The sequence below is a fragment of the Nitratidesulfovibrio sp. 1201_IL3209 genome (assembly GCF_036763125.1).
In the GTDB taxonomy this organism is placed as follows: Bacteria; Desulfobacterota; Desulfovibrionia; order Desulfovibrionales; family Desulfovibrionaceae; genus Cupidesulfovibrio.
On sequence record NZ_JBAIYT010000043.1, the window covers coordinates 1 to 20,892 of the forward strand.

The window sequence follows — 20,892 nt, forward strand, 5'->3', positions numbered from 1 at the left end:
GCGGACAAGTTGCCGTCGCCGTCCACCTCGCCGTCGTGCGCGCCGGGCCAGCCCATGGCGCGCAGGTCTATCTCATCCACGATGTTGGCGATTTCCGGGCCGCCGATGTCGGCCACCAGTCGCGCCGTACCTGCGGACATGCGCCCTCCGGTGTCCACGGCGCGTACCATCCACAGGGTTTCCGCGCCCGCGTAGCGCGACATGTCGTAGACGGCCGTGGGCACCGTGCCCTCCGGCACGGGCGTGGCCATCTCCCACGATGCGGACGGATTGCGCGAAAACCGCACCAGGAATCCGGCCAAGTCCAGCGGTGCGTCGGGGTACGACCAGCGCAGCATGTCGCCGTCGCGCATCAGTTCCGGGATGTCCGGCGGGGGGGAAAGTTTGCCCACCACGGTGTGGAGCAGGGGGGCGGACCAGTCGCTGCCGACGCCCAGCGTGGAAACAGCCTGCACCCGCACCTCGATTTCTACGCCCTCCTCAACGTCCGTGGCGTACACAACCCGCTCGATGGCGGGCACGCTGCCAGCCACGCGCCACTCCTCCTCGCTGCCAGCCACGCGCACCTGGACGCGCACGGTCGCCGCCTCGACGTCGCGCACGGTCGCCGCCTCGAACGACACGGCGACGCGCGGCACCAGCGATCCGTCAGCCAGCCGCAGCAGCACCGTTTCGTCGCTGCGCAGGGACAGTATTGTGGGTACGGCGGGCTTGCCCTTGGACCAGCGTGACGGACTGGTGATGCCGCTCACGAACGGCGGCACAGGTCCGTCGATGGCAGCGTAGACGTCCGTCCCTTCCATCTGCGCGGTAATGCGGGCAACGAAATCCTGTTCCGGGTAGATGCCGGTAACGACGAGGCGCAACGTCTCCCGGCCGGACACGCCGAACACCACCATGTCGTCGAACTGCGGGCTGGCGGCCGCCGGGGTGGACAGGTGTTCCCCCGTCTCCTCGTCCACCACCGGCCAGTACAGTTCGCGCCCCGTGCCGGGCACGGTCTGCACGGCCCACGCCGTGCTCATGGATGCCGCCGTGTACTGGCGCAGCATGTACGTGACACCCGCCTCCATGGTCACGTCCTCGTCCAGGATGACCCCGATGATGCGGGTATCGTCCTCCGGATCGGGGATGGCGCCGATGACGCGCGCCTGCGCGATGCCGGTCAGCAGCGCGTCATGCACGTGGTCAACCACGCTGCCCTTCTGGACCATGAGGTGGCTGAAATCCGTCTGCCACTCGAACGTCTCCGCCCGGTGGATGGAATCCGCGATGTGCAGCCGCCCGAACTTCCAGATTAGGCCGGGGTTCGTCACCCCTTCCTGCTCGTCGTCGATGACGTAGGTGGCCGTGCCCGCGTCGTATCCGTCGGCGTAGACCACCCGCTCGTCTTCCTCGTAGTCCTTTTCCTCGTTCAGGAAGGCGAACCTGCGCCCGTGCGGCATGCGCTCCGGCATGGTCTTGCTGGCCCGGAACCCCCACGAGTTGCGCGGCCCGTAGATCATGGACACCGGCTTGTCCGGCGCGTCCCAGGCCACGGCGTGCAGGCCGTCCAGAATGGCGTACCCGCCCCGCGCCGCCCGCAGCACCGGGGCCAGCACGTCGGCAATGGTCCCCTCGCTGGTGATCACCGAGTTGTACTGCCAGTCCATGGCCTCACACCACGCGTGGAAGTCGCGCCACACGTCGTCGTGCATGTCCTCGGCATCCAACGCCACGTCGATGATGCGGTCGCCGGAGGCGTACTTGCCGGACGTGAGCAGGTAGCCCAGCGCGGATGGCCTGTTGGTGGGCTGGTCCAGCCAGCCGCCGCCCTCCTGCGGGACCGGAGCGTAACTCTCCATAACGGCGCTGTAGGCGTCGATCACCCCGTCCAGCGCATCGTTCGCCCGGAATTCCGCCTCGATGAGCGTCAGCGGGAATCCCTCGTAGATGACCGGCCTTCCGGGGACAAAACTGCGCAGTTTCACCCACTTGGAATCGTCCAGCAGGGTCTGCTCGGTGTCGTTGTCGTTGGCGTCGGCCGTCATACGCTTGACGTGCACGTTCCACTTCCCCGCGCTGGGGAACGTGATGGAAATGCCGCGCCGCTGCGGCGTGACCGTGGCGGCGGAATGCGTGACGGTGTTCCCGGCGTCTCCGAACGCGGGCAGCCGCGTGGTAGACCCGGATGCGGAAATCTCCACCCGCAGCGTGACGGAGGCCGTATACCGCCTGTTTTTCTTGTCGATGCGGACAAGACCCTGCGGGTAGTAGATTTCCAGCGAGCACCCGGTGGCGTCGGCCTGCGTGGTCTTGGTCACCTCGCCGCCGGAATTGGTCACGGTTGCGTCGAACGAGTTTTCAAAGACGTTCCGGATGAATTTAAGCGGCTCGCCGCGCCAGTTTTCATGCACCACCGTGCGCGCACCGGTCACCTGCGCGAGGGGCGTGTCTCCGATGCGCTGGTCCGTCACCCGGTTGCGGCCCATGACCACGTACAGGATGCGCGCGATGACCGTCTGGCCGCTGAGCAGGGTATAGCCGCGCGTGGCCATGCGGTGGGCAAAGCGCACCTTGCCCAGCACGAACGGGATGGGGCCGTAGGGGTCCACCTGGTTCTGCGTGCCGGTGATGGCCCACGTCTTTTCGGCGGAAAGGGAACTGCCGGTGGAACCGAGTTTGGCGACGGCAGGCGGGAACAACTGGCTGACTCCCCACATCGCCATCATGGACAGCCCGGCGATGCCGCCGACAAGGGCGGCCTGCGGAATACTTGTGCCCGCTACCAAGCCTGCTCCCCAGGCACCGGCGGCCCCGTATGTCAGCGCCGCAGCCGCCACCACCACGACCAGCGACAGCAGCGTGCCCAACGGGTTCTTGCCGCTGCCGCCCCCACCACCGCGCACGGGCACATGCAGGCTGGCGAGGTCGCCGGGGCGCATCAGGCGGGCACCCCACTCCGAGCGCGGCACGGGGACGCCGTTGATGTCGATGCGCGCGCCGCGCAGGATGGACGGGGAGTGCCCGGCGTCGCGCAGGGCCTGCCGCATGGCGGCCAGCACGGACACACCCGTGGGCACCACCAGATCGACGGTGCGCAGCGACAGCAGGTCCGGCCGGTACACCATGCGCGACGCCTGCCCGTACAAGGGCGGCGCGTCGGCCAGCAGCGCGGGCAGGTTGGCGGCGGTCACGACTTCCGGGTTGCGGGTCATGCCGGGGCCTCCGTCAGTTGTTCATGGCGGCGAAACTCCACGAAGCGGCGTTTCCACTGCGGGGACGCTAGCGCAATCAGGTGCGACCGCGCCGCGCCTTCCAGCGCGTGCAGGAACATCCCCCCGCCCACGCACAGGCCCACGTGGCAGGGATTGCCGCCCACGGCGTAGCGCACCAGGTCGAACGGGCGCGGCGGGCCGGACACCACCCGCCACTCGCGCAGGCCGCGCTCCACCAGTTCGGCCAGCCGCCCCTGGCCGAGCGCACCGTGAAAATCGTCCGCGCCGTAGGCCGCATCCGTGTCCGCGGCGATGATGCCGTGTTCCTCGCGCAGCGCCAGCAGCACCAGCCCGGCGCAGTCGCACCCGGAAAAGTCCCGCCCGCCCTCGCGGAACGGGATGCCCACGTATCTGTCGGACCAGTGCGGCATCAGAACAACCCCGGAAAGTTGGAGGGCAGGAACCGACGCGGAGGGAACGTGCGTTGCAGGGTGGTGGCGAAAGTCAACCGTCCGTTGATGGCAGCCGCATCCCAATCCGTGCCGGTCAGTATGAGCTTGGGCAGGGCGTACTCGATGCGATCCGGGTTGCTGGCGAGGACGATGGAACAGGCAAAACGCGGGGCCTCGTGCAACTCGCGGATGGTCCGCACCAGCACGCGGTCCACGTTGTCCAGCACGATCGCCGCCTCCGGAGTTTCCGTGCCGCTGGGCTGGCCGGGCAGCGTGAAGCCGAACTGGTAGTACAGGTATTCCTCGCCGTTGCTCACGGTGCCGTACTTGGGCGTGCCGTCGTCCAGCCAGCCGAGTTGTTCCGTCGGGTCCGACGAGACGCGGATGGTCGCCGCCATGTCCGGATGCGAGATGGCGATGAGGCACACCAGCACGTCGTCCATGTTGGACGCCAGCGAGTAGCGCTTGAAATCGCCGCTAAGTACGGTCGCGGGACACATGGGGCCACGCCTCCAACGTGAGGGTAACGGTCATGCCGGTGCCCATGGGCTGCAAGGTGGCAACACTTTCCTGTGATTCGGGAACAAGGTCCACGAGGAGGTACTTCGTGTCGTCCATGGGGTCCGGCAGCCAGAACGACTGGCCGGGGACCGTCTCAAGGAACTCCTCCAGCGTCGCCACCTGGGCCATGGTCAGGTATAGCGGGTACGACAGGCGGCGCTTGGCCGCCGACGTGTATTGCCGCTGCCGGGCCGGACCCTTGTCCATAGTGGAGCGCAGGATAAGGTTGGGGATGCCCCGCTGCGTCCCGGAATTGAGGGGTTGCTGCGGCAGCGATTCCGGCCAGTAGAGTTCAGGCTCGGCCATGGTTACCCCCTGCCCGCCATGCGGGATGTGCGCGAGAAGCCACGGCCCGCGATGGCCTGGTCGATCTTGCCGCCCTTGGCGATGTCCTGCGCCACCACGTCCTTGATTACCACGTCCAGCCGCACGCCGTTGGCCGTGGGCGTCTGCGTCACCTCGGCCTTGGCGTTGGCGCTTTCGATGATGTTGATCTGCACGTTGGTGCCGATGCCGCCGGACAGCGCGCCATTTGGCAATACTGCACCGCTGGAGTTAGGCGTGAACAGTTCGGGGCCGTTCTCACCCACCAGATAGGTGTTGCCGGACAGCACAGGCCCCCCGCCTGCGCGGGTGCCCGCGATACCCACCACCCTATCCGAATAACTGCCCCAGGCACCGCTGGCATCGCCGCCCGTTCCGCCGGAGCCCGTGAATAGACCACCGATCATCCCGCCAAGGGCCTGCGCCAGCGGGCCCGTGATGCTGGTGCGCACCACCAGCCGCATCACGTCGGCGATCATGGCGTCGATCATGCTGGTGAATTCCAGCTTGCCCGTGGTGCACATGTCCACCATGGCGTCCTCAAGGTTGTTGAAGGCGTTGCCGGTGACGTTGGCCCAATTGGTGGCCGCGTTCTGCGCGTCCTCGTAGTAGTTGGTCAGGGCGCGCCGCATGCCGCTGGCCGCGTCGGTTGCCATTTCCAATTCCTTGCGCGACTTCCAGCGGGCCAGGTCCACCTGCGCCACCCCGGCATCCCGGTAGTTGCGCACCTGCTTGTCCAGGATGTCCCGCTGCAAGCCCTCGTCGTTGGCGTACAGCCCCGCCAAGTCCTGTAAGAAGGACTCCTGAACGGCCAGGTCCTGCTGGCGCGCCTCTGCCGTGGCCGTCGTAACCGCAAGGTCACGCTTCTTGGCCGCAATGGTCTTGTCGATTCCCAGCAGAACGTCGTCATTGTAGGTGCGCTCTGCTTCCGCCGTAGCTGTCAACAGGGTTAGCTTCTGCTGGTCTACAGTCCCATCTGCGCGCGTGGCTGCCCGCATGGCCTTGGCCCTGTCTTCCAGCGCTGCGACCTCTTTCTTCACCCCACGCTCAAAGGCGGCCACCTGCTGCGGGGTGTACCCGTTGTGCGCCAGTGCGTAGTCGATGACGGCCTTGAACTCCTTCAACTTGGAAGCGGCCACGCCGGGGACTTCCGCGAAGTCCTCAAACTTCTTTTGCAACGCGGCAATACGGGCCTCACCCTCGGTGCCCGTATCGGTCATTTGGGCAAGTTCCTTGGTGATGGACTGCATGGCGTCGGTGGTCTTCTTGGCTGCGGCGTCGCCCCTCTTCCCCCACTCCGAAATCTGCCGGTCGTACTCCTTGCCTGCCGTAGAAAGCATGCCCTCAAGCGCCGTGGTGTCCTGCCCGGCGTCATACGCCTTTGAAATGGCGTCGGTTATCGCCGCAACGGCATCCCCGTAGTCTGATTTGATCTTTGCGAGTTTGGATGCCGGGGATTCTTTGGCGAACGAATCCAGCGCACGCTGGGCCTTGCTCATTGCCGCTTCGAAATCAACGGCATCGCGGGACAGGCCGCGCGTGGGTGATGCAGAGGAGTGAGCACTGGCCATTTTGGGGTTAGCAGCGAACTCCATGGCTCTGCGTTGCGCCGCCTCCAGTTTTTCGGCAGCGGCAATTTTGGCTTCAACCTCCTTGTCGTCGCCGAAAATCAGGTCGCTCCACTGCATGTTGCCCTTGCCAATCTGCGCAATGGAGCGGTCCATTCTGTCGCCAACGCCAGCCGCCCACGAAAGCGCGGCCAGCGCGGCCATGCCCTTCTTGCCCAGCACAATGCCGCCAACAAGGCCCAACTCTCTCACCGGCTCCGGCAGGGCGGCCCACCCGCTGACTACAGAGCCAAGCAGGTCTTTTGCCATACCACCGGCGCTTGCCAGTGCGCCAAACGCCGACTGCCCCGTTTGCGCCATGCTGTGCAGCGTGCCCTGATGCGCGGCAAACCGGGCGAACTCCTGAACAAGCTCGCCAACGCTGGTCGCAAGAACGGCCATGGCGTGTTGCAGGCCGGGGTCCTTCATGGTTTCCGTCAGGCTGCGCAGCGTTGACGTTGCAGATTCCATGAAGCCCTTGCTGCCCATCGCCACCTTGAGATCGGTCCACGCCTCCTCGAACTTGTTCACTGCGGCCTGTGCCGTTCCGGCGGCCTTGCGGGCTGCCTCACCGAAGTCTCGGTGCAGGATGGCGGCGAACTTGGGGCCAAAATCGAGAAAAGGTACGGCCCCGTCTTGCAACAGTTTGTCGAGTTTCTCCGTTGTGATGCCCATGGCCTCGGCGGCCTTGTTGAACGCGCCGTACAGAGAATCACCCCACTGCTGCCGCAATTCCTCTGCCGTCAGTTTGCCTTTTGACATTACTTGGCTGAGGGCTTTGAGCGTGCGCTCCGTGGCCTCCCCGGACATGCCAAGGGCCACGGAGGCCTCGGTTATTGCGGTGAAGAGGTCTTGTGTTACGGCCCCTTCGTAGTTCGTTCCCTGCGCCGCTGCGGCAACCTGTTTATATCCCTCGGCTAGAACGTAGAAGTTCGCGCCAAGTTCGTCGGAAAGCCCGCGCAGAAAGGCGAATTCTTGCGCGCTGGCCTCGCTGCTGCCGGTAATGGCGTCGAAGGCGATTTGCAGTTTCTGCACCTGCACGCCCGCGTCGAACACTTCCTTGACCAGACTGGCAAGGGCCAGGCCGACGATGGCGGTCTGGAAGCTGAACACGGCATTGCGGGCGGTGGTGAAGCCCCCGGCCACATGAGACTTGAGCGTGTTGGCAAGCATTCTGGCCGCGCCATCGGTGTCGCCAAGGCGGTATCGCAGCATCACCTGTTCCGCAGTGGTCAACTTGGCGGCCTTGGCCACGGCAAGAAACGACCTCTCCGCGCTGTCCATAACCCGTTGCTTCAGCATGCGGCCTTGCAGCAGCGCGAAGTCGTTTGCCGCCAGCCCGGTCATGGAGCGCAGTTCTCCAATGTCGCTGCTCAGGCCCCGGAACTGCTCGCCAGTGAGTTTGGAGGCCGAATTGACGCGCTGAAGGTTGCGGATCAGCCCCATCACTCCGCGCTCGACGCTTTCGGGCTTGATGGCGTTGTTCAGGTAGTTCGAGATGGCAATGGAGTCGGCCTTGACGATGGCCTTGGCTTTGTCAAGCGACTTCTCCAACTTCGTGATGTCGCCGGAAATCTCGACGTATACGCCGGGAATGCGAATCGCCATGTCTACCTCACGTGCGGGTGCGGACGGAAAGGGGGTGATGTGCTGGCAATCAGCGCCGTTTTTTGAGAAGATCGCTCACCGCCTGAAGCGGTGAACTGGCTGTCAAGCATGCAGGAGGGGGTGGAGGCTATGCCTACTTCGTCAGCGTCTTTTACGGTTTTCTATGATGGGGATGCGTTGCGCGGCAGCAAAATGGACGTGCGCGACCTTGCGCCAGCGCTTCTTGCCCTGGGCGACCTGCTTGAAAACGCCAACCGCGTTCTGAACGGAGAAAGTACCGAGGTTTCGGTCAAGGTGAAGGCTTTCGAGCCGGGATGCTTTGGCATCAGCTTTGAGGTGATACAAGGCTTCACAGACACGATTCGCAGCCTTTTCCATCCCGAAAGCAGGACCCGAGAGGCGTTGGAAATACTGAACCTTCTGGGAATCAACCCCGCCACTGCGGGTGGGGCCTTGTTCTGGCTGGTGCGCAAGGCGCGCGGGAGAAAGCCCAAGCGCATGAAGGCGCTGGAAAACGGGAAGGTCAGTATTGAATTTGATGACGGCATTGAGGCTGTAGAGGTAGAGTCTGGCGTTGCCGAACTTTATGGGGACGGTGGCGTTCGCACTGCCCTTGACAAGGCGGTTGACCCCGTGCGCCGTGAAGGCATCGACTCCCTGTATGTGGCCTCCGGGAAAGAAAAGGCTCCGCTGGTGACGAAGGACGAGGTGGACGCCTTCACGCCGCCGGAGTTTGCCCCCGTTGTCATCGCCCAGGACACAGAACCGCAGATTCGTTTTTTCACCATCGTTTCGTTGAGCTTCAAGGAAGACAACAAATGGCGGCTGACCGACGGTTCGACGCCTATCAATGTGAAGATTCTTGATAAGCGCTTCCTTGACAATGTGGACAAGGGACGCATCACGTTCGCCAAGGGCGACCAACTCAAGATCAAGCTTTGCGTCACGCAGCTTCAAACCCGCGAGGGACTCCGCACGGAGTATGAGGCCGTAGAAGTCGTGGAGCACATCAAGACGCCGCGCCAACTTTTGCTGCCCATCGAGTAGCCCCCCCCATCCCCACCCACTGAGTTAGCCTTGGCCATCGCAGCCTACCCCACGGGCGGGGTGTGCGCGAATTCATTGCCTGTGGGCAATTCAACTTGTCAGAACGTGGAACGACGGTTACTGTCTGGGCATGAGGAAACGCATCGCGGACTGGCTTGAGAAAATGAGCGTCGGGATGTTTATCGGCGGCATGCTCAACCCATCGACAGCGCTGCCTCAGTGGATTTGCTACTCGTTCGGATTCGCATTCATAGCCATTTCGCTACTGCTCACATGGAAGGAGGCAAGAACATGACCACATACCTGATCGCGGTTGGCGTCCTTGGCCTGCTCGTCGGCATTGTCGGGTTCTTCCTTCCGCCTGATGGCAAGAAGGGAAAGCGCGACAAGCATTGTGGTGTGCACTAGCCCGCCCCACTCCACCCCACCCGCCCGGCCCCGCTTCTGCGGGGCTTTTTCTTTGCCCGTTGCCACGGCTGCGGCTAGCTGGTAACGGCTTGGCGAAAAGGAGGCGGGTATGGGAATTTTTCAATGGCTCTTCGGCACGGGCAATCAGGAAAAACAGGATGTAGCCACGCCACAGCCCCAAACCCTCCCGCAGGACGAGGGCCTTGATCCCCCTGTGATCATCAACCGCACCAAGGAAATCAGTTGGAACGCGTGGCATGCGCCGGAAGCATTAACCATCACTATGGAAGGCGTCCCTGTTGCAGGCGTCACGCACAACAACAGCGACGGTGTGAGCAGGCAAAAAATCATCGCGAGACTTGAAAGATGGGAAGCCGTTGACTTGGTGCGCGAGCCGGACAACAGGCATGACGGAAACGCAATTGCCGTCGTTAGTGGAATGGGAATGATCGGGTACATAAAAAGCGACAGCAACACGCGGATTGCGCAACTTCTTGATTCCGGTTGCACATGCCTTGCGAAGATATCAAGCGTACATGGAGGGAGTGGAAAGTCCTATGGCTGCGCGCTTGAAGTGCACATATCGCCTCCAGAAAACGCAAAATATATGACAATGAGCGTTACGGGGATATCTGGAACAAACAATATGGACGAGCGTAGAAGAGACTGCGCGGATGAACTTAGCAATTATTCATCTGTTTCACTTGTGCTCGGAAGTGTGTCCGAGGATACAGATGGTATTGTTTTTGTTGATGCTATATGCGGTGACTTTGGTAGGCTGGGTGCAAAAGATGCGAAAAACGTAACGGCACTCATAAAAAGCGGGCACAAGCATCTTACGGAGGTCTATGACATATCCGACGACGAACACCCAAAAATAAAGATACGAAGTGCGTTTTGGGAAAAAACCGCAAATAGGGGGAAAAAATGAAGTCCATTGCAATTTGTGCGGCGCTTGCAGTTGTTATTTTGTCAGGATGTGCAACAGGAAACAATCAAATCCCAAATGGCCCACCAGAATACCAGGCAGGATATGGGCCAGGGTGCGACAGTGGGTATGTTGCATCTGGGCATCCGTATTATCGTTTTTCTAAGGATGTCAGTAGGTACGCATCAGACCCGATCTATAAGCAGGGGTGGGATGACGGCTTTGCCACATGCAAGGGCAGATATGAGGCGACACAGCGCATGATGGCATGGTGACGGGCTTGACTTTTTCCACATTCCATGGCGTGGTGTCCGCACGGCCTTCAACAGCCGTCAGTAAGCGGATTCCGCGCCCGTCAGCCGTGGTTTTTTATGCCCTGTCAACCCCTTTTGTGTGGTTTGGCGGCGGGGTATACTTCCAAGCATATTCGGGTCGGGAGTCCAGACGCCATACAATACCCGCAAGGGGAAAGCGTATGGGCCGCTCTTGCTGGCGGTGTTGAAGCTCCCGGCCCTCTCCTTTTTGGGGAGGGGGAATTCAACATCCCAGCAAGGAGTTCCCCATGACCAGCCTTACCCCTTCCCCTGTTTCGTTTCACGGCAACACCCTGTACGTCATCGAACACGAAGGCGAACCCGTCACGCCCATGCGCCCCATCGTTGAGGGCATGGGGTTGAACTGGGCCACACAGTACCGCAAACTCACCGCAAACCGTGACCGATGGGGTGTTGTCATTATGACAACACCCTCCGCAAGCGGCGACCAAGACACCCTCTGCCTGCCTGTGCGCAAGTTGCCCGCCTACCTGTTCAGCGTCTCGGCGAACAAGGTCAAGCAAGCCAGCCGTGCCACGATTATCATCTATCAACAGGAATGCGACGATGTGTTATGGCGGCACTGGTGCGAGCGGCGCGCCCTGATCGAAGGCAAGCACGCCCAGCCCGTCGCCATCTCGCCCACCCTTGCCACCAAGGCCGAGCGCAAGCCGCTCGTTGACCTGGTACGCATGTGGGTCAGCATGGCCCCCATCGGCTACGGCCCGGCGTTCCGACAGGTGAACACCGCCATGGGCGTTGCCTCCGTGGAGGACATGACCGTGGAGACTGTCCAGCGCGCCATCGCATGGGTGCAGGAGCGCGTCGATGCCATCCAGAACGCTCCGAAGGCTTTGCCGCCTGCGGAGCCGGACCTTCCGGCAGACCTCCGGCGCAGGCTGTCAGTTCATGCCCACGAGTGCCTTGCGTTCGCGTCCGAGGTGCATATGCGGTCGCTGGAGCTTGGCGTTGCCGGGTGGCGTCTTGCCCAACTGCTGTACCCGCACCTCTCCGAAAGATTCACGGACCAGCTTGCGCGGGAGCGTGTGCTCGACTCCATATCCGCCAACCGGGGCACGGCAGCCATCGACATGGGGGCCGACGCGCTGTGCCATACTGCCCGCCTCATGGAGGGATTGGCGGGCATGCGGTAGCGCGATATGATGCACCAACAATCGAGGTTGCCATGAGCCAGGATGCAAGACGTGTGGAGATGGCAGAAGCCGTGCGACGTGCAGCGGATGCTTTTTCGGCAGTGCTCCGCGATGCGGCCCAGGCAGGGCTTACCGTCCGCCTCGACGTTGTGGACGTGACCGCCCACGGCGACCCTGCGCCGTCCTTCATCGTCGTGCCGACAGAAATCACGCACAACGCCGAAACGCGCTACTAACCAGCAAGGGGCCGGGCCATCCCGGCCCCTTCGCTTTCCGTCCGTACCCTATTTGATTGTCATGCCCGGCACCCGCATTCGGGGCCGGTCGGCGGCTATTTCTTGCCGCCCTGCTTCTCGCGCGCCAATGCGGCGAGTCGCAGTACCTTGCGGAAACATTCCCGCCTGTCGCGGATACCGTACAGGCGCATGGCTTCGTGGATGGCCTTGTGGTCGATGTCCACCACCCCACCCATGGGGGCGATGATGACCTGGCCCTGCACGATGCCGAAAATCATCATGGCGTCCGCGTTTTCCTCCATGAGCGGCGGGGTGCACTCCTCGCAGGGGGGCTGCGTGCCCCGCCGGTCATGGATGGTTTCACACGCCGCGCAGTCGGGCCGTTCCCACAGCCGCGCGGCGTGCTCGATCAGTTTTTTTCGGCGCTCTCGGCGCGCTGGAGGCGTGCTTCGGTCAACTGGTCCAGCAGATCACCCACGATGCGCGCGAACACCGGGGAGCCGTTCATGAGCGTGGCCTTGTTCTCGCGCGTGCAGGGGATGGGCACGCCGTTCTCGTCCTCGATGCCATCCCACGCGACGATGGCGTAGTCCCACAGCATTTCGCTGTGCAAAGCCTCGTTCACGTCCACCACCTCGTGCCGCTGGCCGCGCCGGTACTCCACGCGCCGGGTGCGCGTCTTGCGCTCGATGTCGGCCAGCGTTTCGGAGTTGAGCGTGCGCAGGGTGATGGACCCGGCGCCAGTGTCCTGCGGGTCCAGCGGGCACACGGTGCCGGGGTTCAGGTCGGTCATGTTGAAGCGCATGGATGCCCCCGTTACGAACCCACGGTTTCCACGACGCGCTTGAGCGGGCCGGAGCCGGAGAAAGAGACGGACAGCGAGGCCACGCCCGCCTTGTCCTGCCCCACGTTGAAGGCGGTGATGCGCGCCCCGGCGTTGGCGTCGGCGGTGGTGTCCGGCGTCCAGTACACGACCTCGCCGGTCGTGGCGTACTTCTCGTAGAACCGGATGTGTCCCACCAGCGAACCGTCCTGGAACGCTTCCTCGATGACGCCCTGGCCGTCGTCGTCGCTGGGGTCGCTGAAGCCTTCCAGACTGCCGGACCACTTCTTCATGCCCACGTCCGACTTGGCCCAGCCGGACCCGAAGGAAGTGGTGTCGATTTCGTCCGCGCCCAGGTCGATGGACCACGAGCCGATTTCCATCACGATCTGTTCCGTGCTGGCGGGCTTGACGGTCACGCGGGCGTTGCGCCCGTTGAGGGTAGCCATGCTGTCGCTCCTCTATGCCTTTTGCAGTTCCACCACGTACTGGACGATGACGCGCCATGCGTCGCCGTCCTTCAGCGGCTGGGAAAATTGGCGCTCGAACTTGCCGAACAGGTAGCCCGGCACGGTCAGCGCGCAGTCGTCGAACGCGGCCTTGAGCGCTTCGCTACCGGCTATGGCCGCCGCCTTGCTGACCGCGTACACGTCGAACTGCACGATGGTGCGCTCGAACGTGCTGGTGAAATTGTACGTGGCGATCTCGCTGACGATGCTGACCACGTTGTAGGGCAGCGCCGTGCCCTCCGGGGCCTCTATGACGTGCGCTGCGAAACCAAGTTGCGCCTTGTGGCGTGCGTTGACGGCGGCGATGAGTCCTTGCATCTAGTCCCCCGTCCAGCCGAAGCCGCCCGGCGTCTCGGCGCTGAACATGTCGGCCAGCATGCCGGAACGCGCGCGGGCCAGGACCTTCTCCAGCGCGGGCCGCAGGAAGGGCAGTGCGGGCATGCGGGCCACCTTGCGCGCCCAGCCGGAAACCTCGCCCTTGCCGCCGTAGCGCGCGCCATCCGCACCGATGGGCATGGCCTTGCCGTGGTTGCTGCGCGGCCCCTGCGTACCGAACTCCACCAGGTGCGCGTGCGGGGCGAAGGCCCCCACGATGACCACGGGTTCCTCGCCCTCGCGCAGGCGGCGGACCTTGATAGACTTGCGCAGCTTGCCGGAACGGTCGGTGAACGCCGTGGTGGCGCGGGCCTCGGCGGCCACCATTTCCGCAAGGGCGTCCACATTGCGCTGGACATGCCCGGCGAACTGGCCCGCATCCAGGCCGTCGAGGTTGATTTCAACCGACGCCTTGATCATGCCGCCGCCAGCCATCAGTCACCGGTCCTTTCGACGCACATCAGGTGCATCTCGCGCTTGCGCTCGCCCATGTCGAGCACGGCCTCGATCTGGAACATCCGCCCGTCATGCTGCACGCGCATGTCCGCCGCCACGCCGGGCAGGTAGCGGATGCGCACCCGGTGCGACACCTCGGACTGCGCCTGTCGGGCCTCCATGTACTGGCGTCCCGACAGGGGCGACACCTCGCCCCACACCGTGGCGAACTCCGCCCACGTCAGGGCCGGTTCGCCCAGCGGGTCATCAGCGCCCTGCACCTGATGCAGGATGACGACACGGTGGCGCATGGGGCCGATGCGCATCTAGCGTTCCTCTTCGCGGGGAAGGGGGGCGGGGATGCGCTCGATGAGCAGTTCCGGCATGCCGTCGGGGGTCACCTCGAAGATCACGCGGGTCACCCCGACAGCGGAGCCGCAATCCACGCCGTTCAGGTAGATGTGCCCGATGTTGTGGGCCTGTTTCGGACAAATAATGTGCATGTCCTGCATCACATCCCCCTGGGGATTCGGTAAGGGTCCAGTAGGCAGTCCACGAAGGACCGTCCGAACTCGTGGAAATTCGCGCCCACGGCAAACGCCTCGCGCTGTTCATACAAGGTGCCGATGCGCACCAGCATCCACTGCGTGATGGCGGCGGGCACTTCGCCATCCGGCCAGCCCGCCGTCACCGTCACCGTCACGGCGTCACCGGTGGGGAAGTCGGGGCCGGGCGTCAGCGCCGCGAAAAGGGGTGACTCCCCGGCCAGCGCGCCGGACGCCGTGAAGGCGTAGGCGGATGCGTCCACGGTCACGCCACCCACGGCCACCCCGGCGCACGAGGCGCAGGGCGCTACCGGGATGCACGCGGGGCCGGTCAGCGGGCCTTGCAGACACCACTCCCACGTCGCTTCGCACAGCACACGGCCCGTCTCGTGCTCCGCGTGCGCCTGGGCAGCGGAAATGAGCGCGGTGATCAGGTCGTCGTCAGCGTCGTGCTCCACCCGCAGATGGGCCTTGGCGGCTTCCAGCGACAGCGCGGTGAAGTCGGCGGGGACGGTGCAACGCAGCGATGTGGTGACGATGGACATGGTTGCTCCGCAATGGCCCGGCACCCCATGGGCGGATGCCGGGCCTGTTCGTCATTCCGTCTTGGCGGCCTGCGCCTCGGCGAGGCGGGCCTTGGCCTTGTCCAGACCGATGCGGGGGCTGTACTCGATGCCAAGGGCATCCAATTGCGCCTTCACGTCGGCCAGTTCATCGCCGGGTTCGGCCTGTGCTTCGGGTTGGTCCCCAGGCTGGACAAGGATGCGGCCAATCCCGGCATCCGCGAGCGCCACGGCGCGTTCCGCCGACACACTCACGATGTCGCCCTGCATGCGCGAACCCCAGCGGGTCAACAGACGCACTTCCATGATGCCCTCCATGTTGGACTAGTCGGCGATAACGGAGCCGGGGCCGTAGCGCAGGCCCGACACAACGTAGAGCGCGCTGGTGATGTTGGTGGCGTCGGAAGCGGCGGTCTTGACCGTGATGCAGTCGAAGCCGCCCGCGACATCCAGATCTTCAGCGTCGATCTCGAACGCCACCATCTTGTGCTTCAGGGTCGCCGACGTGGTGAACGCCACGCCGTCAGTCTGCCGCACCCACACGTCGGAGGTGCCCGCGTCGGCAACGAGATAGATCGGCACGTCCTTGGCGAGGGGCTTGGAGTCGGTGCCCGCCACGACGGTGGCCTGCTCGATGGTGATGGCGACGGGGGCGGCGTTGGCCTGGGCGATGTGCACCAGAACGGTCACGTGCCCGGCCTTCTTGAGCGAGATGTAGTCGCCGGTGATGGCCGCGCCCGCCTGCGGGGCGATGGCCTCGACGATCTGCACGTTTTCGATGAGGTTCTTCATCTCAACCTACCTCCTAGCGGGCTTCCAGCATGACGAACGGCGACAGGGTGGCCGAGCCGTTCAGCGGGGTGATGGGGGCGTCGTGCATGGGCTGGCCGTTGTTCCGGGTGATGAAGCGGTAGGCCATTTCATCGGTCAGGAACTTGACGTGCATGGATTCGGCCTCTTCCACGCCGCCCTTGCGCACCAGAAGGTACTGCGAGAAGTCGCCGAGGATGATGTCGCCCTTGTCGCCCAGGGTTTTGCAGAACTCGATGGGAACGATGGGCAGCCCGAGCAGCACGCCGAACGGGGCATTGGCGAAGCTGCCACCGGGCACGAATACCGGCTGATTGCCCACGGTCATCAGCGGCAGTTGCGGCAGGCAGTCCTGGTTGATGAACCACGCCGCCTTGGTGATGTCGCCGGTGAAGCGCGCCAGCATCTTGATCACGTTGGTGGCGTTGATGGTGTCGGCGGTCTGGCTGGTTTCCTTGGAGACGGTCACGGGCAGGTCGCTGTTCATGATGCCCAGGCACTGCCCGGCACCGCTGCCCTGGAAGATTTCGTAGTCCAGTTTCCACGCCAGTTGTTCGCGCAGGCACCGCTTGGCGTATTCGGCCATGGCCACGGCGTCGCGCAGCATGCGGTTGGTGACGTAGATCAGGCCGTACATGTCTTCCACGCGCAGTTCGCGCTCCTTGAGCAGGGCCTTGCCGCTGGAAACCAGCGTGTCGGCCTCGCCCTTGCGGTACACCTGGATGCCGTTGCGCTTGCCGGTGGAGCGGTCGCGGTCGTCGGCGGCCATGTAGCTGAAACTGTCCGCGTTGGCCCCGATGGGCTGCGAGGTGCACCGGCTGGACAGCACGCCGGTTTCGATGGCGGTGGTCAGTATGCTGGAGGCCTTGTCGGTTTCCACCAGGTAGCCGCCCTCGCCGTCGATGCCGGTGGACGCGCCGGAGGCGGCGTTGACCACCTTCTGGAAGCGCTCGCGGGCCTTGGGCGCGTCGGCGCTATCGATGGTCATGGCGCGCACGTCCAGCATTTGCTCGCCGAGGTTACGGTAAACCGCCTTGTGCTCGACTTCGATGTGGGCGGCGTTGGCCGCGCCAGCCACGGCGGCGGCCTGCGCCGGGTCGGTGAGGCCGTTCAGGCGCTCATCGTTCTTGATCCGGGTGTCGATGGCCTGCGCTTCGGCCATCAGGGCGTCGAACTCCTTCTGTTCCGCATCGCCGAAGTTATCCTTGGCGTGCAGGGCGCGGGCGGCCTCGATCTTTTCGGCCTTAAGTTCCCGCAGGGCCTGAATGGACATGGGCATGGTGTTTCCTCCATATGCCTGTTGATGGTGCGGGAATCCCCGCTAGTACCCCGCCTCGGCAAGGGCGATGGCACGGGCACGGACTGCCCGCGCCGTATCGACTTCGCCCGTGTTGCTGGCGGATTTTTCCGATTTCTTGGTCTTTTTCTGGTCTTTTTCGGCAGTGTCGCCGCCGTCAGCCTTGTAGATGCGATCCGCAAAACCATGTTCCAGCGCCTCGGCGGCGGTGAACCACGTTTCCGCATCCATCCACTGCTTGACCTGTTCGGCGCTGGCACCGGTCTTGCGGATGTAATCGGCGGCGATGTTGGCGTTCATCTTTTCAAGGATGTCAGCCATGGAAAGCATGTCTTCGGCCCCGCCGATGGCGACGCCCCAGGCGTTATGGATCATCCACCACGCGCCGTCCGACATTTCGATCTCATCCGCTCCCAACGACACTGTGGTGGCCGCGCTGGCCGCCCATCCGTCGATGTGTGCGATGACCTTGGCGGGATGCTGTTGCAGTGCCGTCTGCATGGCCTCGGCGTCGGTCACGACGCCGCCCGGAGAATTGACGCGCAGGTGAATCACCTTGGCGTCGAGCGCGGCCACCTCGCGCGCGAACTCGGCAGGGTCGATGCCGAACCACGACCCGATGGCGTCATACAGCCACATCGTGGCCTCGTCGCCTTCGACCTTCGCAACGGGCGACAGGCGCAGGGCCTTCCCCTCTTTGACGCGCTGCAACGCGGCGCGCTCGGCATCCGCGTACAGGTCGCTCGCGCTTTTCATCCCGACCATGCTATACGGCTGCGGCATCGGTGCCCCCTTCGCTTGGCTTGCCCTTCGCTACCGGCGCGTGCAGGGCGTCGCCGCCTTCGACGGGCGGCAGGTTTTCAAGGGCGCGGACCTCGTTGACCGTCATGAAACCGGGGTTCTGCGTGCCACCCAGCGCCGCCTTGTAGAACTCGGCACGGCCCTTGGAGTCGGCACGCAGCAGGGCGTCAAGGTTGAACTTGCAGTAGAAGCGGGCAGAGCGAAGCAGTTTACGGTTCACTTCCTGCTCAAGGCCCTTGAGGATGTCGCGCAGGGTGAACTTGACAAAGCCCAGCGTTTGCTCCTCGATGCCGGAACCCCACGAAGTGCTTTTGCTGGTGTGGCCCACCATGTGGGGCGGCACGCCAAAGAACCGGCAGATGTCCTCAACCTGAAAGGTGCGGGACTCCACAAGCTGGGACTCGTCGGCCTTGCGATCGAGGCGCTGAATCTTTGCCCCACCATGCACGACTACGGGGGCACGCTGCTTCGCCAGACCTCCGTGGTTTTTTTCCCACAAGTCCAGAAAATGCCGTGCTTGCTCGGTGTTGAACTTTTCCGGAGATTCTATGGCTATGTCAGCCGCAACACCTTGCGCGAAGAATCGCTCGTTGAACTCCTGCCCGGCTGCGGCAAGGGCGATGGCCTCGCGCGCGCATTCCAGCGGGGCGCGTCCCTTCTTTCCGTCCCACCCTATGAAGGACCAGTGCAGTACGTCGTCCTGGTCGAACAGGCGGCTTTCGCCCTTAGGCAGGGCAATGCGGTACACAAGGCGCGTCTTGTCCGCGCTCAGGTCCGGCGTGACCGACGTGGGATGCACCCACGACAGGGACTGCGGAGAACCCAGCGCGGAGCGTCCGATCAGGCCGTACCCGTTGCCCCACATGAACGCCGACCACAGGAACGTCCGCCAGAACTGATGCGCCGTCATGAGCGCGCTGGCCTCGTTGTGCAGCAGGTAGTAGGCCGGGTGATCCAGCGCGGGTTCCGAACGCCCGTCCTTGCCCTGCCGGTAGACCTCGCAGGGAAGGCTGGCGATGGTGCCGGACAGCAGGGCCACGCACCGGTACACCGTGCTCACGCGCATGGCCGTGGTTTCGTTCACCACCACGCCGGACGCCGAGGGAACGCCGTACCCGCCAGCCAGCAGTGCGATTGCCTGCTCTTCGGTCAACGAGTCAGCGCTGTAGGAGGCTTGCGGCGCGGCATCGGCCCGCCGGAACCAGTCACGCGGATTCCACTTCATGCGCGGGCCTCCATTACTTCCGTCCAGTCGAACAACCCGCCGCCCTGCTGTTCCACGGGGACGGTCAGCGCGCGGGCCATGGCCATGATGGACGCCACCGCGCCGTCGATCTTGTATTCATGGCGCTCCTTGCGCGGGAAAACGTTGTCCTTGGCGTCGGTGTGGCACACCACGTTCGCCATGCACCACGTCAGCACCGGGTTGCCGTCGTGCACCAGTTTGCCGTCAGCCACCAGCGCCTCAAGATGCTTCATGGGTTCGCTGAAATTCTTCACGGTGGCCCCGATTTCGACCATGGGGATGCCATCGTCCGTCAGGTGCGCCACCATCTGCGATGCCTGGTAGGGGTCATAGCCGACCTCTTCCGGGTTGAACTCGCGGGCCATCTCGCGCACTGCGTCCTCGATGGCGTCCATGTCCACCATGCCGCCCGGTGTGAGCGTGATGTGCCCCTGCTCGGCCCAGCCCCGGTAAATGTCCGCGTTGTGCGCGGACTCAAGGGCGTCCTCCGGCAGGAAGAAGTGGGCGAACAGGCCGTAGCGCCCGCCATCGAGGCGGAACAGCAGCGCCACAGCGTTCAGGTCGAGTTTTGCGGCGAGGTCAACAGCCATCCAACACCGTTCTCCGGCGAACTGCTGTGGGCGGATCGTGGTGTCTTCCGACTTGGCCCACGCCGCCATGTTCATCCACGCGGACTTGGCGTTGCACCACACGTTCAGGTGCTTGGTCTTGAAGGCGTTCTGCTTGCTCGGATTCTGGATGGCCTTCATCTGCTGCGACCGCAGGTAGTCCGCCCGCACCGAAACGCCGTAGTTGGGATTCGCCTTGCGCAGAGCGTCCTCGCTCGTCCAGTCGTCGTCGGCGTCGATGGTGTAGATGATGCCGAAAAGCTCTTCATCGGTCTGGACGCCATCCAGCACCTTCTGCACGCGCAGGCGCATGTCGTAGCAGGGTCCGCCAAGGTTGAATCCTGCGGTGGTGATGGCGAGCATCAGCGGCTGCGAGCGCGCGCCCATGCCAGTGATCATGGTGTCGTAGAGCTTCGGGCTGTCGTGCTCGTGGTATTCGTCAACGATGGCGCAATGGGGGCTGGCACCGTCGCCAGGGTCGCCAATGATCGGCTCAAACTTGGCCGCGCTGCCCATGATGTTCATGTTCTTGGCGCGGATATCGACGCCGTAGTGGGGCGCAAAACCGTCAGCGCGCAGGGCCATCAGCCGGGCAGGCCCGTAGACCTCCCACGCCTGCTTTTCCGTGGTCGCACCGCTGTAGACTTCCGCGCCCTCCTCGCCGTCAGCAGCGAACATGTAGAGGCCGACCGGGGCGACCATGCACGACTTGCCGTTCTTGCGCGGGATTTCGGCGTATGCCTCGCGGAACCTGCGCAAGCCGTCCGCACGCTGCCACCCGTAGAGCACGGAAATGATGAACGCCTGCCACGGCGACAGCGACAGCAGTTCGCGCTTGCGCGCCCACTCGCCCTTGACGTGAGGCATCAACTCCACGAACTGGCACACGCGCTCGGACGCAACCGCATCGAAAAAGTAGGGCGCACCCTTCACGCCATCCCACCGGGCGAGGTCGTCAAGGTGGCGCTGGCACGCCAGCCGCACCCACTTGCACGCCAGCACACGCCCCGCGACAACATCGCGGGCGTACTGCATGGCTGCCTC

23 protein-coding genes are annotated in these 20,892 nt (G+C 63.9%); 4 read left to right on the forward strand and 19 right to left on the reverse strand.

The genetic code is table 11. From position 1 onward, the window contains the following. The 5 genes from gpJ to V6B97_RS15530 all read right to left on the reverse strand — a co-directional run. On the reverse strand, positions 1-3,197 hold a 3,197-nt coding region (gpJ, locus tag V6B97_RS15510), incomplete at its 3' end, for a TipJ family phage tail tip protein (RefSeq protein WP_333507429.1). Beyond that, complete coding sequence (locus V6B97_RS15515; RefSeq protein ID WP_333507431.1) at positions 3,194-3,628, reverse strand: C40 family peptidase; 435 nt, start codon at positions 3,626-3,628, stop codon at positions 3,194-3,196. The genes gpJ and V6B97_RS15515, both read right to left, overlap by 4 nt. Beyond that, positions 3,628-4,149 (reverse strand): DUF1833 family protein, encoded by a 522-nt coding sequence (locus tag V6B97_RS15520; RefSeq protein WP_333507433.1) that lies wholly within the window; start codon positions 4,147-4,149, stop codon positions 3,628-3,630. The genes V6B97_RS15515 and V6B97_RS15520 overlap by 1 nt, the downstream gene beginning before the upstream one ends. Beyond that, positions 4,127-4,516 (reverse strand): hypothetical protein, encoded by a 390-nt coding sequence (locus V6B97_RS15525; protein WP_333507434.1) that lies wholly within the window; start codon positions 4,514-4,516, stop codon positions 4,127-4,129. The genes V6B97_RS15520 and V6B97_RS15525 overlap by 23 nt, the downstream gene beginning before the upstream one ends. 2 nt (positions 4,517-4,518) lie before the next feature. Then, the gene (locus tag V6B97_RS15530; RefSeq protein WP_333507436.1) at positions 4,519-7,749 is read right to left on the reverse strand and encodes a tape measure protein; all 3,231 of its coding nucleotides are present in this window, start codon (positions 7,747-7,749) and stop codon (positions 4,519-4,521) included. Positions 7,750-7,878: 129 nt separating this feature from the next. Between V6B97_RS15530 and V6B97_RS15535 the strand changes: the two genes are divergently transcribed. The 4 genes from V6B97_RS15535 to V6B97_RS15550 all read left to right on the forward strand — a co-directional run bounded on the left by V6B97_RS15535 (position 7,879) and on the right by V6B97_RS15550 (position 11,836). After that, the gene (locus tag V6B97_RS15535) at positions 7,879-8,796 is read left to right on the forward strand and encodes a hypothetical protein (protein WP_333507437.1); all 918 of its coding nucleotides are present in this window, start codon (positions 7,879-7,881) and stop codon (positions 8,794-8,796) included. A gap of 517 nt (positions 8,797-9,313) precedes the next feature. Then, the gene (locus V6B97_RS15540) at positions 9,314-10,135 is read left to right on the forward strand and encodes an HIRAN domain-containing protein (RefSeq protein WP_333507438.1); all 822 of its coding nucleotides are present in this window, start codon (positions 9,314-9,316) and stop codon (positions 10,133-10,135) included. A 559-nt stretch (positions 10,136-10,694) separates the two neighbouring features. Then, a complete protein-coding gene (locus V6B97_RS15545; RefSeq protein WP_333507439.1) occupies positions 10,695-11,600 on the forward strand; it encodes a phage antirepressor N-terminal domain-containing protein in 906 nt (301 codons plus the stop codon). Between the two features lie 32 nt (positions 11,601-11,632). Next, on the forward strand, positions 11,633-11,836 hold the full coding sequence (locus tag V6B97_RS15550) for a hypothetical protein (RefSeq protein WP_333507440.1): 204 nt from the start codon (positions 11,633-11,635) through the stop codon (positions 11,834-11,836). A gap of 95 nt (positions 11,837-11,931) precedes the next feature. On the opposite strand, the gene V6B97_RS15555 is transcribed toward V6B97_RS15550, so the two are convergent. The 14 genes from V6B97_RS15555 to V6B97_RS15620 all read right to left on the reverse strand — a co-directional run bounded on the left by V6B97_RS15555 (position 11,932) and on the right by V6B97_RS15620 (position 20,883). Next, positions 11,932-12,117, reverse strand: coding sequence for a hypothetical protein (locus V6B97_RS15555; protein ID WP_333507441.1), 186 nt, complete (start codon positions 12,115-12,117; stop codon positions 11,932-11,934). A 128-nt stretch (positions 12,118-12,245) separates the two neighbouring features. Next, positions 12,246-12,641: a hypothetical protein gene (locus tag V6B97_RS15560; protein ID WP_333507442.1), complete on the reverse strand. Its 396-nt coding sequence runs from the start codon at positions 12,639-12,641 to the stop codon at positions 12,246-12,248. An 11-nt stretch (positions 12,642-12,652) separates the two neighbouring features. Continuing rightward, positions 12,653-13,108 carry a phage tail tube protein gene (locus tag V6B97_RS15565; RefSeq protein ID WP_333507443.1) on the reverse strand — a complete coding sequence of 152 codons (456 nt, stop codon included), beginning with the start codon at positions 13,106-13,108 and terminating at the stop codon, positions 12,653-12,655. 12 nt (positions 13,109-13,120) lie between these two features. Beyond that, the gene (locus V6B97_RS15570) at positions 13,121-13,486 is read right to left on the reverse strand and encodes a hypothetical protein (RefSeq protein ID WP_333507444.1); all 366 of its coding nucleotides are present in this window, start codon (positions 13,484-13,486) and stop codon (positions 13,121-13,123) included. Further along, on the reverse strand, positions 13,487-13,978 hold the full coding sequence (locus V6B97_RS15575; protein ID WP_333507445.1) for an HK97-gp10 family putative phage morphogenesis protein: 492 nt from the start codon (positions 13,976-13,978) through the stop codon (positions 13,487-13,489). Further along, positions 13,978-14,304, reverse strand: coding sequence for a phage head closure protein (locus tag V6B97_RS15580; protein WP_333507446.1), 327 nt, complete (start codon positions 14,302-14,304; stop codon positions 13,978-13,980). Before V6B97_RS15580 ends, V6B97_RS15575 begins: the two co-directional genes overlap by 1 nt. Next, positions 14,305-14,490, reverse strand: coding sequence for a hypothetical protein (locus V6B97_RS15585; RefSeq protein ID WP_333507447.1), 186 nt, complete (start codon positions 14,488-14,490; stop codon positions 14,305-14,307). Next, a complete protein-coding gene (locus tag V6B97_RS15590; RefSeq protein ID WP_333507448.1) occupies positions 14,490-15,068 on the reverse strand; it encodes a head-tail connector protein in 579 nt (192 codons plus the stop codon). Before V6B97_RS15590 ends, V6B97_RS15585 begins: the two co-directional genes overlap by 1 nt. Positions 15,069-15,119: 51 nt before the next feature. Next, positions 15,120-15,392: a hypothetical protein gene (locus V6B97_RS15595; RefSeq protein ID WP_333507449.1), complete on the reverse strand. Its 273-nt coding sequence runs from the start codon at positions 15,390-15,392 to the stop codon at positions 15,120-15,122. Between the two features lie 18 nt (positions 15,393-15,410). After that, a complete protein-coding gene (locus tag V6B97_RS15600) occupies positions 15,411-15,878 on the reverse strand; it encodes a hypothetical protein (protein ID WP_333507450.1) in 468 nt (155 codons plus the stop codon). A gap of 13 nt (positions 15,879-15,891) precedes the next feature. After that, a complete protein-coding gene (locus tag V6B97_RS15605; protein ID WP_333507451.1) occupies positions 15,892-17,175 on the reverse strand; it encodes a phage major capsid protein in 1,284 nt (427 codons plus the stop codon). 42 nt (positions 17,176-17,217) lie between these two features. Further along, complete coding sequence (locus V6B97_RS15610; RefSeq protein ID WP_333507452.1) at positions 17,218-17,976, reverse strand: head maturation protease, ClpP-related; 759 nt, start codon at positions 17,974-17,976, stop codon at positions 17,218-17,220. Further along, positions 17,960-19,219: a phage portal protein gene (locus tag V6B97_RS15615; protein WP_333507453.1), complete on the reverse strand. Its 1,260-nt coding sequence runs from the start codon at positions 19,217-19,219 to the stop codon at positions 17,960-17,962. The genes V6B97_RS15610 and V6B97_RS15615 overlap by 17 nt, the downstream gene beginning before the upstream one ends. After that, positions 19,216-20,883 carry a terminase large subunit gene (locus V6B97_RS15620; RefSeq protein ID WP_333507454.1) on the reverse strand — a complete coding sequence of 556 codons (1,668 nt, stop codon included), beginning with the start codon at positions 20,881-20,883 and terminating at the stop codon, positions 19,216-19,218. The genes V6B97_RS15615 and V6B97_RS15620 overlap by 4 nt, the downstream gene beginning before the upstream one ends. Positions 20,884-20,892 lie beyond the last annotated feature (9 nt).